At 63.2% G+C, this 14,412-nt stretch carries 12 protein-coding genes; 2 read left to right on the top strand and 10 right to left on the bottom strand.

The window, feature by feature from the left end:
• Positions 1–92 precede the first annotated feature (92 nt).
• The 9 genes from A5779_RS08805 to A5779_RS08770 form a co-directional block, all read right to left on the bottom strand.
• The gene (locus A5779_RS08805) at positions 93–1,097 is read right to left on the bottom strand and encodes a DNA adenine methylase (RefSeq protein WP_236734702.1); all 1,005 of its coding nucleotides are present in this window, start codon (positions 1,095–1,097) and stop codon (positions 93–95) included.
• Between the two features lie 64 nt (positions 1,098–1,161).
• A complete protein-coding gene (locus A5779_RS08800; RefSeq protein ID WP_064880927.1) occupies positions 1,162–1,911 on the bottom strand; it encodes a DUF2637 domain-containing protein in 750 nt (249 codons plus the stop codon).
• A 475-nt stretch (positions 1,912–2,386) separates the two neighbouring features.
• Positions 2,387–3,175 (bottom strand): hypothetical protein, encoded by a 789-nt coding sequence (locus A5779_RS08795; RefSeq protein ID WP_064880925.1) that lies wholly within the window; start codon positions 3,173–3,175, stop codon positions 2,387–2,389.
• Positions 3,172–4,044 carry a DUF4326 domain-containing protein gene (locus A5779_RS34265; protein ID WP_082941602.1) on the bottom strand — a complete coding sequence of 291 codons (873 nt, stop codon included), beginning with the start codon at positions 4,042–4,044 and terminating at the stop codon, positions 3,172–3,174. The genes A5779_RS08795 and A5779_RS34265 overlap by 4 nt, the downstream gene beginning before the upstream one ends.
• Entirely contained in the window at positions 4,041–6,020 is a 1,980-nt protein-coding gene (locus A5779_RS08790; protein ID WP_131811617.1) for a hypothetical protein, read from the bottom strand. The genes A5779_RS34265 and A5779_RS08790 overlap by 4 nt, the downstream gene beginning before the upstream one ends.
• On the bottom strand, positions 6,021–8,879 hold the full coding sequence (locus A5779_RS08785) for an ATP-binding protein (RefSeq protein WP_064880921.1): 2,859 nt from the start codon (positions 8,877–8,879) through the stop codon (positions 6,021–6,023).
• Positions 8,880–8,922: 43 nt separating this feature from the next.
• Positions 8,923–9,198, bottom strand: a complete 276-nt coding sequence (locus A5779_RS08780) for a hypothetical protein (protein ID WP_064880919.1) — start codon at positions 9,196–9,198, stop codon at positions 8,923–8,925.
• 47 nt (positions 9,199–9,245) lie between these two features.
• Complete coding sequence (locus A5779_RS08775; RefSeq protein ID WP_236734701.1) at positions 9,246–10,118, bottom strand: conjugal transfer protein; 873 nt, start codon at positions 10,116–10,118, stop codon at positions 9,246–9,248.
• Between the two features lie 161 nt (positions 10,119–10,279).
• A complete protein-coding gene (locus A5779_RS08770; protein WP_131811616.1) occupies positions 10,280–11,434 on the bottom strand; it encodes a hypothetical protein in 1,155 nt (384 codons plus the stop codon).
• Between the two features lie 168 nt (positions 11,435–11,602).
• Between A5779_RS08770 and A5779_RS34000 the strand changes: the two genes are divergently transcribed.
• Positions 11,603–11,779: a hypothetical protein gene (locus A5779_RS34000; RefSeq protein ID WP_165609761.1), complete on the top strand. Its 177-nt coding sequence runs from the start codon at positions 11,603–11,605 to the stop codon at positions 11,777–11,779.
• A gap of 8 nt (positions 11,780–11,787) precedes the next feature.
• The gene (locus A5779_RS08765; protein WP_064880913.1) at positions 11,788–12,546 is read left to right on the top strand and encodes a hypothetical protein; all 759 of its coding nucleotides are present in this window, start codon (positions 11,788–11,790) and stop codon (positions 12,544–12,546) included.
• On the opposite strand, the gene A5779_RS08760 is transcribed toward A5779_RS08765, so the two are convergent.
• A complete protein-coding gene (locus A5779_RS08760; protein WP_064880911.1) occupies positions 12,515–13,984 on the bottom strand; it encodes a type IV secretory system conjugative DNA transfer family protein in 1,470 nt (489 codons plus the stop codon). The genes A5779_RS08765 and A5779_RS08760 overlap by 32 nt on opposite strands.
• Positions 13,985–14,412: the final 428 nt, after the last annotated feature.

The following is a 14,412-nucleotide window of genomic DNA, read 5'->3' as shown; positions in this document are numbered from 1 at the left end:
AGGTTACATGTATGCGTGGATAAAACTGCACTTCAACACACCTTTAAGGCGTGTTTTGAGAATTTAACGCCTGATAAGAACAGAGCAGGCTGTCAGCCAGCTAGGGACGCTCGGCGGTGCGCGCGCACCCGGCACGCCGGCGAGCAGTAAACGCGTCGCCGTCCCGATCGCGCCTGTCGGATGGCTCCTTCACACACCGGGCACCGCGTTTCGTTACATGCGGGCTCGCTGGGCGCTATTTCGTTACAGGTGTCTTCGGGGAGGCTGATTATGTCGACGTCAGGGATGCCGGCGGCGGCAAGTGGGCGGTTGGACCAGAGCACTTCGGTGCGCCCTTTGTAGACCCCGCCCTGGCTGGTCGCGGTCGTCAGTTCAACTCGGTACCAATCGGGATACAGCTCGTTGTCGTAGAGCGTGGATGCGTATCCGGAGAGGACGACGGTTGCCGCGCAAGAATGCAAGGATTCGGCCAGCTCCCGATGTTCGGCCGGAGACAACATCTCGTTGCGGTAGTTGCGTTCTCGGACATCACCGATATAGGGAGGGTCTACGTACATCAACGTGCGCCGACCCTTGCCATAGGCGGCGATCATGTCTAGACCCGCGCGGCACTCCAGCGACACCGAACGAATCCGTTGGGCAACGGACTCCATTCGCCGCACGTAGCCGTCAAGGCGTCGCGGCATCGAGGTGTGCGCGAAGTCTGCGGCGTCGAAACGCCAGCCGGTTGGGCGCAAGGTTCCGGTGCGTCCCTGTGCCAGGCAAATCCAAATCCGGCGGGCTCGTTCGAGGTCATCCAAGGCTGCGGGCCGGTTCAGCGCTGCTTTGCGCTCAGCGCGTGAGTGAGGGGTCAGCGCGCAGTACCGTGCCAACTCTTCGGGACGCTCGCGCAGCATCCTCCAGAAGTGCACTATGTCGCCGTCCAGGTCATTAACCGTTTCGAGCCGACTCGGCTTCTTGGCCAACAACACTGACAGCCCGCCGGCATACGGTTCGACGTAGTGGGTGTGCTCGGGAAGCATGGCGGCGATCGTCGCGGCGATCTTCTGCTTGCCGCCGAAGTATGCGAACGGCGGACGCAAAGCTGGCGTTGCCAACGTTCCCCCTGGGCTCAATCGAAAGAGGATTGGGTGTGTAACCAACGTGGTGAAACCACCACATCTACGACGCTTCGGCGACCATGACCTGCCCCTCGCGCATCAACTGAGCGCAGGTGTTGATGATTTTTCCAACTGTGTTGTGACTGATCTTGAGTTCCTCACCGACTTCGCGTTGCCCCCATGCTTTGTCGTAGCTGAGGTATAGAGCTGTAGCTACCTGGGTTTGATTGAGTCCGTGAATGGGTGCGCGTGCAACCACCGCGCTCGCCATGTCGTTCCAGCGGGCGTAGTCGCGCACGTCGATAGCGCGTTGCTTGCGCGGTTGGCCGTGGGCTCTGTGTGGCGTGGCGTCCTCGGTTTCGCGTGAGGGCTCATTGTCATCGGGGTCGGCGTTTTCCGATTCCGCTTCGCCTGATTGTGTGTCCATATCAGATGTGGTGGGCGTGCTCTTGCGGCCGAGGACGACCAGGCCGTGGGTGGTCAGTAGTAAAGAGATTGGCGCGGTTGCCGCAATTAGCGCGCTGAGCGCCACCGGCAGGGGTGCATCGGTAGGTAGGTAGGCGTGGATCATGTTGAACGCGATACTTGCTGTGGCTGAGCCGATCAGCAGTTTCCAGAAGTAGCTGCGGTCGTGTTGGCGCTCAGGGGCGGATGCGAGGGTAACTACTCCGAGTGTGGCCAAGAGGATGGTTCCGTCGATGATGGCCGGCCACATCCAGGCCCATTCGGCTGGTATGTGGGATCTGGCGCCCAGGTCGCGTAGCGCGTGGAAGGACAGCATGAAGCTGAAGGTGCCGACGAGGAAGGTCACAATGACGGCGCAAGATCGTGTGAGTATTAGCCCGTTGGACATGTGTGGCTGGGGTCGCATCGCGCATTCTCCGTTTCGCGGGTGTCGCAGAGGGACAGTGGTTTACGGGTCGCCGGTGTAGGTCCATAGGACTTTTCGCTTGCCCTCACGGATCGCGCGTCGTACTTGGCCCTGGGCCTCCAGGCTTCGCAGGTGTCGGTAGATTCCGTTGAAGCCCGAGGCGGTTCGCGGATATTGAACGACATGCCAGGAGCGGTGGCACTCGAGAATTCGGATTCCCTCGCGGGGTGATGACGAGCACTGCAAGACTGCGCAGCTGTCGTCGCTGCGCACGGTCTTCCACGGCATACGCTGTGCCAGTTGCTCAGTGGACACCGGGTGTGGGCTATCGCGCAGCTCCTGGAGGAGTCTGCGGCGCAGCATGAGAGTATCGGCGCTTGTCATCGCCGATGCCCCGATGTGCTTTCGGTGACTTTCATGCGCTGCGGGCCGCCCGATTCTCGGTGAGATGGCGGCGCCGTGTGTTGCCCAGTGACCGGCGCCGGTAGAGGCTGCTGGGTTGTGGGATCAGCCGCGCCAGTCCCCTCCATACAGCGCCACCTTGTTCCCGTGAGGCGCCAAGTTCTTTGAGCCACGACGTTACGTCTGGCTGATCAATCGGTACCAACGCCGCTAACGCCACCACGAGGGCCTGCAAGTCGTAGCGCTCTGTCTCCTGCAGCTCCGCCCACAGTGTTGCCGGCGATCCCTCATCGTGAACGTGCGCAGCGATGCGCACGGCATGCTCGAACAGCGCGCTGCACTGGCGGGAACGGGCTACATCGGTGGAGTACTTCACTGGCAAGGATGACTGCCCGAGAAGGAAACGTATCTGTGCGGCTACGAGACTTGGCTTCACGTTCGGCCGTTCGACGTGCATGGCGACGTCTTCACGGTTGGCATCTAGCAGCAGCGCCGCACGGACGACAGCTCGCGGCGACCACACATCGTGGGTCGGGCGCGATGGGTTCTCGGGTCGCCAGCCGTCGCTCAGGAACTCGTCGCGGTGTGACCACAGTAGTGCGGCGATGCGTACCTGGGGGACGTGGAAGAAGGCGGCCACGTCTGCGATGGCCGGGCCTTGTGGCAGCGTTACTCCGCTGTCGATGTCGTCGAGGACGTCGATGTGTTTGGACAGCTTGTCGCGCAGTTTGCGCTGGCGCGCAGATTCTGAGCGTGAAGCGGCCAGACGCTGCTGGGCCAGTGAATCGTCGAATTCGATCACGACGTCATTTCCTTCCCGTGGTGGTGAGTTAGGCCCGTTCGCGTCGGCTGTGCGGTGCGTAGGGCGCTGGGCCGCACTAGGACTGACCATGGGCGGCTTTGCAGCCCAACGAAGCCGCGGCCCCAGGTTGGTGCGGCCAGTCGGTGCGGGTGTGCGAACACCCAGTGGAAAATGGGGCGGTCGGGACGTCGCTGCGGTTCGCCCCATGGACTGCAGCAGTGATGCTCTGCGCGATGAACATCGGTGAGCACTGCGGCGCCTAGCCAACCCTGTTGTTTGGTGTGCCAGTTCGCGTCGAGCCCAGCGCGCGTCATGAACGACGTGGCGGCCGGGTCGATGCGGGTACCGGAGTAGATGAGTACCGGGCCCCGGTAGTCGGTGGACCAGGTTCTGTTCTCAATGTTCTTGCCGCCCAGGCAGTGCGGTGTCAGTAGCAGCGACGCCCAGGGGCGACGTAGCGTCAGCGCCATGGCGCGCCCTCCTGGCTGGTAGGGGCTTTCCGGTGGATTGGCGAGGTCGAGCAGTACGTTGCGGTGGCACGCGGTGTCATCAATGGGGCATCGGCAAGCAAGATCACGCCCTGTGAGGTTGGCGATCGCGGCTAGCCTGTCTTGGCGACCCGCGACCCAGACGGAGTACCGTGCAAGGGCTCCAAGGCGATCCGATGGGCTGGCGTCACGGCCAGGGTCAAAGGGATTGGCCAGCATGCTCGGTGCGCTGATCGAGACCGCATTGTGGCAGTGCCAGCGCGGGCGGGTGGGTGACTCGACCAGCGGGCGCGCGGTGCTCGCGTCGAGGTGATTCGCTGGGACATGCACTGGCACGTGGTGCATAGAGATCGTCATGGCGTACTCCTTGAGATCTGTCATCGAGCAGGTGAGGGACCGTTCCCACCGCGCCCCGGGGGATCGACGGGTGGGCGCGGCTTGCCAGGCGGCGGGTTGTGCTGCGCAGGAGGCGCATCAGCCCTAGTGGGTGACGTGCTCTGCGGCTGTTGTCCGCCGCGGCCGGGCGAATTGGTTTGGCCGCGCTGCTTGCCTGTGCCCCGCAGACGCGAGGCGCCCTGTTGCAGGGCACTGGCGCCGGCGGCCGCGGCGGCTCCAGGCGGGCCGCCGACTTTCGCCCCTAGTTTGGCTGCGTTGGCCGTCTTGGCTACAGCCGATCCCTTCCCGCCGCCGCCTGGTCCCTGCTGTGCTGGCCGACCGGTTGCCGGACTGCTCGATGGCCCAGCGTTGCGTCCAGGCCCCGACGACCCGGGCCGGGTAGCGCTGCCCTGTGTCGGTGTTGAGGGTGGACGAGTAGAAGCTGGCGTGGGATGGCCCTTGCGGCCTGGAGCCTTCGGGCCGGCGTTGGACTCATTTGCGCTGTTGGCAAGTCGGGCTTTGCGCCGCTCGGCTGCACGTGAGCGGAGATCGGCAACCTTGCGTCCGGCGTACTCGCCTTCACGGACAACTGTGTTGGCGCGAGATACACTTCTGGCTGCGAATTGCACACCGCGCACAGGCCCTGGAAGCCCGCGATCGCCGAAACCATGCAGCAGTTGTCGGAATCCGATGGCGCTGAATATGGCGACCAGCAGCATCACTATGACTTTTGCCATGGGGTGTGTCATGCCGATCAGGCCCGGAAGATCGCCCCGGGTGATGTGTGCCAGAAGCAGAATCAGGATCCCCAGACCCACGGTAGCGACGATCATTTCGACGCCGTGGACGATGAGTTTGACGGCGGTTCGCTTAGCGAACTGTCGTTGAGGTCCCGGTGCTACGGCGAGTGCGCTTGCTGGGAGGATCACGAGCAGGTTCCAGAAGGCGCGGAATCCGATCCGGATAACTTCGCAGGCTACGTAGCAGATCGCGCACACGACGACGAAGATGGCCAGGATCAAGAAGCCGAACTGCCCGACAGTCAGTGCGTCAAGCTGTTGCGCGTAGGCCAGTGCTGAGGGCGCACACGTGCCCACCGCGTGTGCCGGCGCCGCGGTGTGGCCGGTTCCCAGCGCCCGATTGTAGGCATCGGCGCAGCCCGGTATGTCGTCGATGATCTGGCCGAAGTTGATTTGTTGAATCTGCTGTCGCACAAGGACATCGACGAACCATGACATCATGCGGTCCAGCTGTGCGTCGCTACCCCCTGGCGCCACTGGCCCGTTGTTGGCCAAGCTCTGAGACAAGGTCAGCCCAAGATTGCGTCCGATGCCCAGCACTCCGCCGTCGCCGGCAATGTCTTCGGCGGGATTGTTGAGTAGCAGCGCTATGAGCGCAATCACCAAGCAGCCGCCGAGAATGATCCCCAGTCCGGTGCCGAAGCCGGTGGTCACGGCGACCACTCCCCCGATGGCGGTACAGATCAGGAACATGCCCGGGATGATGTACATCCGACTCACCAGCGCGCTGATGTTGGCCAGGATCGGTTCGGCGAGCGCCGCAAGCCACTTCAGCCAGATGGTCGAGAGTGCGAACTTGATGACCCAAAGCCCGACCGCGACAATGAATGTCAGCATCGCGCATTCGACGGCCAGCCACGAGGCTAGTTGCGTGTAGGTCAGAGCGGTCCCCACTTTGGATGCGATCGCCGGACCCCATGTGCCGGGGTCCGCACCGAACTCGGGGCCTTGTTCTCGAATCGCTTCAACCATCGGAACAACGGAAACGAAATGCGCGCCGATCGGAATCCCGTAGCTGTCGTGCAGACCGGTCCACGACCATGTGGCGCTCAGACCGGAGGCGGCAGCGCTCGGTGCGGTCAGTACCGCCATCAGTGAGCCGCCCCACATCAGTTGCGCCAGAATCCACATCCGACGTACCCGCGGGTGGCAGTAGAGCCAAGCGGCCAGTAGTTCTCTCATTCAGGCCACCTCCGACATGTCGGCCGTGGCGGCCTGCTCCTGCAGGTAACGCGTGTCGAACGCGGTGACCAGTTCCGGCTGCACCGGCGGGAGAAGATCGACCAGCCCGCATCGGCCGAAATCATCGATGAAGTAGGCGTATCCGTGACCAGCGACAGTGCGCAACCGCATCACATCGGGATATTCATCGGGATCGATCCCGAGCTTTCGGAACGCTTCGCGTGCGTACTCCCGCTCGGTGGGCTTGAAAGGCGTGACGACGCGCATCGGCATGTTCTGGGCGCCGATCCCTTCGAAGTCCTCGAAGTGCTGCGAGATGCCGATGAATCCGTAGTGCTCTTTGCGGCCCTGGGTGGCCGTGCGCAGGGTGTCGTCTCGGCCAACCGGCGAAGTCAGATAGGTGCGGGCCTCCTCGGCGACCAACCAGCCGAACGCGTCGGGCCGTGGCCTGTTGGCTCCGGTGTAGGTCAACCGGGTCAGTGAGGCGATCATGCCGTAGATCGCCAGGCCAGCGCGGGCGCGGCGAGTCTGGCGTTTATACAGGTGGACCTGATCAGTGTCACTGGTCTTGGGAAGCTCCAGCTCGGAGGTCAGCCAGATCACGGCATCTTTCTCGCGGATGGGAGGTGCGGTGAGGGATTCGTCAAACACCGCCCGTAGATAGTCCTCGGACGCCCACGAGTTGAGTTTGGCTGTCAGTCGGGCATATTCGTCTTTCTCGGCGCCTCGGAGATCGTTGAGGTAGCGCAAGACACCACCCATGGTTTCGGCGACGCGGCGGTCGGGCCGAAGCAGGTACCGGAGCTTGTCAGCCAGATCGTCATCGGGTGCCACACCCATCATGGGCAACAAGTGGTCGAGCATGTGCTCGGCTGCCTTCTCCCGCGGGAACAACTGCAGCCCGTCCAGTGACCATTTGCCGCCCGTAGGGTCGATGGCCACGACGCGGTCGCCATGGTGGGCCAGTGCGGCCTCCCATTCGCGCATGGTTCCTGGGTCGATGATCGAAGCTTGCGAACCACGTTTGAGCAGACCGTCTACGACACGCTTACTGCTTTGTGACTTGCCTCCGCCGGAGGTCCCGACGAACAAGATGCCGGGGGCTCCGCGCCGCTCGGTAGTGCCCTCCATGTCGAGCAGTACCGGCGTGGGACGCCTAGTGGCCAGGTTCTCGGCGAAAAGAATGCCGGTTTCGTGGCCGAGCTCGCTGGACAGAAAGGGGGCAAACCGTGACCAGTGTTCGGTAGTTGTGAGTTGGCAGAACTGACTGCGCGGTGCACGGTTTTCGCTGCCAGGATGGCCAAGCTGCCACAGCGCCCGTTGGGCGCCGCGAGGATTGCCCAGCGTGGTTTCCAGTTCCTCGGCGAAGTGGGTACGCAACCGCTGAGCGGAGTGCTCTGTCGCCTTCGCACTGGTGGATCCGACGGCGATGACCGTGGTCCACTCGGTTTCACGCTCCAGCGTGCTCGACTGCAGTTGAGCGTTGTAATCCTCGCCCGACTCGTAGCGTTGCTCCAGGTCTGTGGTGCTGGCGCGGCGTCCGCCGCGCTGGTATGCCTGGTCGTCAAGATTTCGCAGCGCACGGTCGACGCGGTTGATGCCCTTCTCCCGCGACCGAACCGTCACGTGATGGTCCCAGTCGACGTCGGCGTCGACGTCGACGTCGTAGGCAGACAGCAGGTACTCCGCTCCGGGGTAGGCCAGACCACCGCGGGGCAGTTCCTGCACGGGCAGCAGAGCCTGGTAGCTCTGCGCGCCGTCGGCACTACCGAGACGCACGATGCGCTTCATGGAGGGCAGGTGCCGCCGCAACCACGAACGGGACTGGCGGCGCGTGCGCTGGTCGCCCTCGTCGAAGTCCACGGGCGCGCCCGTGAAATCCGCAGCAGTGAGCCGCCGCGGCCCGTCATCGTCGTGCGGGAAGGGTGAGGGATCCGCGCCCAGGCGCCAACGTCGGTGATAGCGCCACTGGATTTGCCGAGGTGTGGCTGGCCGAGCCTCGAACTCGTCGGGGATCTGGCGAAGAACCGACTCAACGACCTCCGAATAGGCCTCCAGCGTTTGCGGGTCGTCATGATCGCGACCAGCTACGACATCCCAGGCTTTGGCGACTGCGCCGGCGCCGCTGCGCCCTGCCATGCCGGCGTCCACCGGTACCCGCAGACCAAAAATGTGCTCGTAGAACATCGGCCGGGCACTGCCGGGTTGTTGTGACTCCAGCCGAGCATCCCATGCCCTGACCTCTCGGACCCATGCCTCCTTGTGTGTCTTGCCGGCCAGCATGCGCCGCTTGAGGCGCTGCGGGCTCAGCGGTGCGCACACGCCCCACAGCACCAACCCAGAGGGCAATTGACGGACCAAAGGCCGGTGCCTCTCGGCGATTTCGCGCTTCTCGCCAAACGGCATCATTCCCGCGGGCTGTCCAGTGATTAGGAACTCCGCGTACACCCCACCCTTGGTGAAGATGAGATTGTCGATCACCGCAATGGGTGGTGACAGCCAGGGGTCACGCTTGCCCTTGGCTGCTGCCCGCTGTTGAGTGCCGAAAACACACGACAGCAACCACATGATCCGGTATGTCGGGCTCGGCCTGCTGATCGGAATCTGACGCGCCCATGCCGTCAATATCGCGGTGATCCCCAGGCCGGTGACTGCCACCACCGCAGAGTGCCCGCTGTCAAAATTCTTGTATGCCGCCCATATCGTCACGGTGAGGCCCAGCAATGCGGTCGCACCGTCCCACACCCGCCATGGCGCCCACCAGATGCGAGTGTTCTCATCGATGTAGGACACATGGATGGGGAAGTCACGCACGTCGGTGAAAACTCGTGCAGTGGTGTTGGTTTCATTGTCAGCCATGCAGCCCCCTTGGCTGTGGTTGGTGAGAGATCAGACGAGCGCTCTAGCGGCCGTACTGGCCGACCGAGCAGCCATTGCAGTGCTTGTCCATGGTGGTTTTGACTGAGTAGGACAGCCCGACGGCCGCGAGGACGATCGCCGACATCGCGATGCCGCCGATGAGCTTTCCGGCGGCAGTGCCGAATCCCTTGTGGAAGCTCACGATGGCGCCGGCCACGCCAGCGGCAATCACCAGGATCGATAGGGGAATCTTTAGGTCTTCCCAGAATGCAGGGATTGCGGTGACCAAGTCTGCTGCTGCAAGCGTGGTTTCGATCATTGTTCGTATTTCCTCTCGGTGTCGGCTAGGGGTTGTTTGCGTGGCAGCTAGTTCGGGGCGGTCGCCCCTACAACGGGAACCGGGTCGTCCGCGGTGGACATCGCCGGTGCGGCATCGATCGCTGCCACCGACCATCGACCACCTAGCCCTCTCAAGGTGAGCGGGTACACCAGGTGAGCGGGCGTGTACTGGCTCGTGACGGCATCCACCTGCGCTAGAACCCGAACGCTTTGACCGTCAGCTGGCGTTGCCGGCACGGCGGACACTGCGGTAAGCATCGTCATCGTCGCCGTCTCATAGACAGGGCCCAAGCCGACCAACATCGAATCAGAGGTGACGTAGCGTTCCACTCCGCCCTGGCCCGTCAAGTACGCAGTGATGAAACCGGAAACCACCTGAAACGCGGAGTCGGTGGCCGCCAACGTCGTGGGATAGGCCAGGGGAAGATCAGCACCCGGTCCAGGACCGCTCACACGGGCCGGCAGACTGGCCGCACGCGGTCCAAACCGGCTCCACAACACTGGAAGTCGGTACAACGCACGCATTGGCGGCGCTGACTCGTACGCGCGTTCAGTGACCCCGACCACCACGGAGTACACCTCGCTGTCGTGAGCCTTGCCGGCCGTACCCTCGAACGTCACCGCCACGACCGTCGGTGTCGTGATCACTACCCCAGGAGTCGGCGGAAGCTTCAAGACGTCGCTCGGCAGCGAGAAGCACTGGGCCAAGCTCGTCGAATCTTGCGTGGTCGCGGTGAGCCAAACTGACACGCAGTCCTGGGCAAACGAACCAACGACAGCGGCCTTGTTGACCACCGATCGAGCCGGTGTCACCGGATCCGGTGGCGAGCTAAACAGCATCTGCCACAGCACATTCAAACCCGACAGCGCTGCCAGGCCGACCACGATGTAGACACCCACACGGCTTCCTGCCGTTCCGGACTTCGACAACCGATTTCGCCACGCGGTGTTGATTCTCATGAGCCAACACCCGCAGCCGCAGCGTTGATTGCCATGTCCGGCCGCGATGCCCGTGACTGTGACCGTGCAAACATCTGTCCCCCTGACTGATTGATGTCTCTTTAGTTCGGCTCGTGCCCGATCACTTCGAGGCGGCTGATGGCGAACTTGGCGTCGACCGGATCGCTGTTGGCCGAAGAGTTGCCCAGGGCAAACGGGTTCGACGTGGGCACTGGAGCCCCGCTGGGCGAGGCCGGCCCAAACACACCCGGCAAAAGTCCACCCCCGTTACTTCCGGGATTCGGCTCCGTCGCTGGTTCGGGCTGAGCCGGGGGTCGCGATGTCTGTCGGATCAGCATCGTGATGTTGGATGCCACGACACCGCGCGCGCCGTCCGCGCGCTTGATTTTCACGACCGCTTCGCCGTGTACGTTGCCCGTCTCCTGAGTAATTGGCGTGCGGTCAACGTCGTTGAAGGTGTACTGGACAGTGGAGACCACTCGATGCTGAGCCCACTGCGATACGTCGCTGGCGTCCTTGCCGACCCAGCCTGGAGTGATCTTGATAGCGGTGATCACATAGGTCTTCGACAGGTCCAACGTGATCACCTGCCCATCCGCGCCACCTCGTACGCACACAAATGCCTGGCGCGGGTCACTGCCGGCCATGGTCTGGGCAGACGTGGACCCGACCCCGCAGGACCCTCTGGCGTCGGCGTTGTACGGGATGGAGCGATCGGAGTCGGCCGAGGGACGCGGCGGAGGCGCAGGTTTGGCAACCGCTACTGCCGCAGGGTCTGCCACCGTGTCCCGAGGAACAGTCTGCTGTTCAGGACCGCCGGAGTAGAACATCACACCGGCCACCAACGCCACCACGACGCCGGCAGCCGCCAGGCCCCCGAACCCCGCTGCGACCTTGTGATCAAAGCGCTTCGGCGATGCTTCGGTGCGCGCGACATCGGTGGCGCCGTCTCCCGACGCCATCTCGGCAGCGGTGTTGGGAGACAGCTCAGCATCGGGCCCGAGATCATCAAGGTCGTGTGGCTGCAATTCGCCCATGTCCGAGGCGGTTTCGACACCCGATTGTTCCGCGTCGTACTGGGCGTTTACTTGAGCCAGCCAGTCCTCATCGGAAACGTGGTCGTTCAAGGTCATCAGAATCCCCCTCGATGTGAATTGATGCGCTGCTGCAGCGCACCGCTTGGATATCTGCGCTGATGCAAAGCGGCCCGGCCCGCCGGGATGCTGTCCACAGTTGTTCGGGCCGGTGGTGTCCACGGGCTTGGTCGGCCCGTGGACACCACCGGCCACACCGGAGCGTGCGGCCATGCGTAAACACCCCTAGGGGGGACAGTGGTGTTCACGCATTGACTCACCCCGGTTGCCCTTGTCGCCCCGTACGGCGACCGCCCCGCAGCCGACTTCGAGGTCCGGCGAGAGAAAGCGATGAGCAGCGCCACCAGCACAAATGCCGGTGATAACAGCACGATTCCGCCGGCCAGCGATGCGAGTGCAGACACTCCGTTCGGCATCGCCAGCATGCAGCAGACAAAAGCACCTGCAACCGCTACGCTCGCCCTCATAAACGCTGATTCTGTCAGAACGAAGCAGCAAGAGCAATAGGTGAACACATGCTAGGCAATAAGGTGGCGCCTGACCGGTTCGACGATCTGCGCAGAGAATGGATCGCAGACCATCAAGGGATCTTCCCGATGCAGAAGCGCCGCGCCGAACTACTCAACCGCCAAATCCGTTGGCGCAACCGAGTTTTAGCGGGAGCTAGACCGAGCGCCTCCGACGACAACGTCGTTCATCCGCTTCTGACTCGCCGACCCACGACGTTCGAGGGTTGGGCAGAGTGGATCATCGTTTGGACCACCGCCATACTGGCGCCCATCGGGTGGCCGGTGGGCAGGCTGCTGTACGGGCATCTACTGTCGTTCATCCCCGATCGTCTGCGGGCCTACCCGATCCCGGCGCTGCTGTGGACAGCCTTTGGCGTCGGCATGCTCACCGTGCTCCTCTACACGCCCGACGGAAGCTTCACAGCGACCGTCTTCGCGCCGTACTTCATCGCCCAAATCCCCGCCACGTTTGCGATCGCCGGCGTCTACGGCATTCTCAACGGGTGGATCGCCGTCGACGGGTCGACCGAATGGTGGCCGCAAACCCCTCCACCGGTGCCCGTCGATCTCGACTTGCCTCTGGGACCTGACGATCTGACAGCGCCACACATCTTCCTCACTGAGGACGACACCGATGAGGCCGCGATCGCGCCGTTCCAAATCACCCAGTCGGATCAGCCAGTTGGCCTGGTCCTTGCCGGTCTGGCGGCGTGTGCGATCGGCAGCGCCTGGATCATTGGCGCAGTGATCGCAAGCGTGCTCTGAATGATGGAGCCCGACCACCCGCCCTCGCCCCGGCATCGGCCAAGGTCTGCTGGCGCTGCGACGACCGTTGTAAACGTGCCTTCGCCGCGGCCTCGTAGCGCTTTTTGAACACCGAAAAATCCGGAATCTCAACCATTTTCCCCACATCGCCCCTAACCAATAGGCGTGCGGTCTCAGGGCTGGTCGGCAACAACTCCTGCCACCGCAGTCCCGGGCCCAGCTCGCTATTGAGGCTTTTGTGACCGTCGGCCTGGCTGAACGATTCAGGTCGCCGGTTGGTGAACAAAGACCAGTCCTCGCCGGCCTGTAGCAGCTCGATCTCGCGGGCGCCATACATGATGACCGTGGCGGGGAAGATCGCCCGCAACTCGTTGGCATAGGCCTCCCCGTACACGGTGTCCAGCTGGCATGACGCCTGAACCGCGGCCATCAGATTGATACCTAAACCACGTCCCTCCCCCACAATCCGCCTCAACGACGGAATCGGCGCGGTGTTGGGCAGCTCATCGACGACCATCAACAACCGGTGCATCTGCTCCCGCGATGCGGTCTTGTCCCTCCATCGCCGCACAAGCGACTCCAACAAAGTCACCGCCGCACCGGCCACCGTTCCATCGGCGGGGGCCAAGACGAACAACGTGGCATGAGGGTTGTCGAGGAACTCCGAATCGAAGTTGTCCGGACTGAACAGGGTTGGCTGTGCGCTGTCGTTGAGTGCGCTGGCAGCGGCCAGGGACGTGCGAAGCCACGGTGTGATCGCTTTGCGCATCGTGATAGCGATCGAATCACGCTGTCGAGGTTCCATTTCCAGCGTGCGCATCATGCTCAACGCCAGAGTCTCGTAACGGTGGCACAGCGCAGCAGCCTGCGCCCACCCTGGCTCGTTGCGTTTCTCGGGATCAATGTTGTCCACCGCCCGAAGCACCCAGTTCATGCCCAGGCCGACCCCGTCGCGTGAGACCGCGGGAGATGCCGCGTAAAGGAACGCAGCCAGAGGACCCGCAGCCTGCGATTCCCAGATGCCACCATCGGACACCTGATCGGCCCCCGACCCCAGGCCGACCGTCGCCATCTGCATGATGTTCTCAGCAACAGTCTGGGCTTCCATCGGCGTATTGATCGACACCGTAGGGTCGTAGGTGAAGGCACGAACGCCCTCGGGATACACCGGTGCTGTCACCGGCCGCATGTCGATCAATCCGACAGGTCCGAATCGCAACTCCATCACGAGCTGCATCAGATCGTCTTTCGACGACACGATCACCGCTGGCCCGCCCCACAGAGCTGCAGCCGGCGCCAGCAAGCGCCTCGTCTTTCCCGTCTCGGTTGGCGCTGAAATCAACACGTGGGCAGCCGATCTGGGCACATACAGTCGCTTGACACCATCCACTTTCTTCGTCAGAAACCCGCAATACGGTGTGGCTGGCTTTTTGTACATCACAGCGTCCTCTCGAAGAATGGTGCAGTGTCGTGCGCACGTGTCGCGGTCGTAACCGACGCGCCAAGCCCGCCGCGGTGATGCAGACGGGTCACCGCGGCGGGCTACTTGTCGTGTGGTCTCGTCGCAGTGGCTTCGCGGCCGCTAACCGAAAGGCCAGACCAACCGCTGATGCAGCCGTCGAAGGGTGCCGAGGTCCGCGCCCGGGCGCGCGTATCGATGCCAAGGTGCACGTTTGCCGCACGACCGAGGTAGGCGGCTTTCTGGATCACGTCGTGGTTGATGTGGTCGCCGTCACCGACCAACAGCAGCAGTGGCCGGAATCTAGACGACGCCTTGGAGAACCGCCGAAGCCTGGCGAAACGTTTTCCCAGCCAACCACGGGCCGGAGGCGGGCGCAGACTGTCCCACAGCCTATTCTCGACAGC

Source organism: Mycolicibacterium peregrinum (assembly GCF_001665625.1).
GTDB lineage: Bacteria > Actinomycetota > Actinomycetes > Mycobacteriales > Mycobacteriaceae > Mycobacterium > Mycobacterium peregrinum_B.
This window is presented reverse-complemented; position numbering and strand designations above follow the sequence as displayed.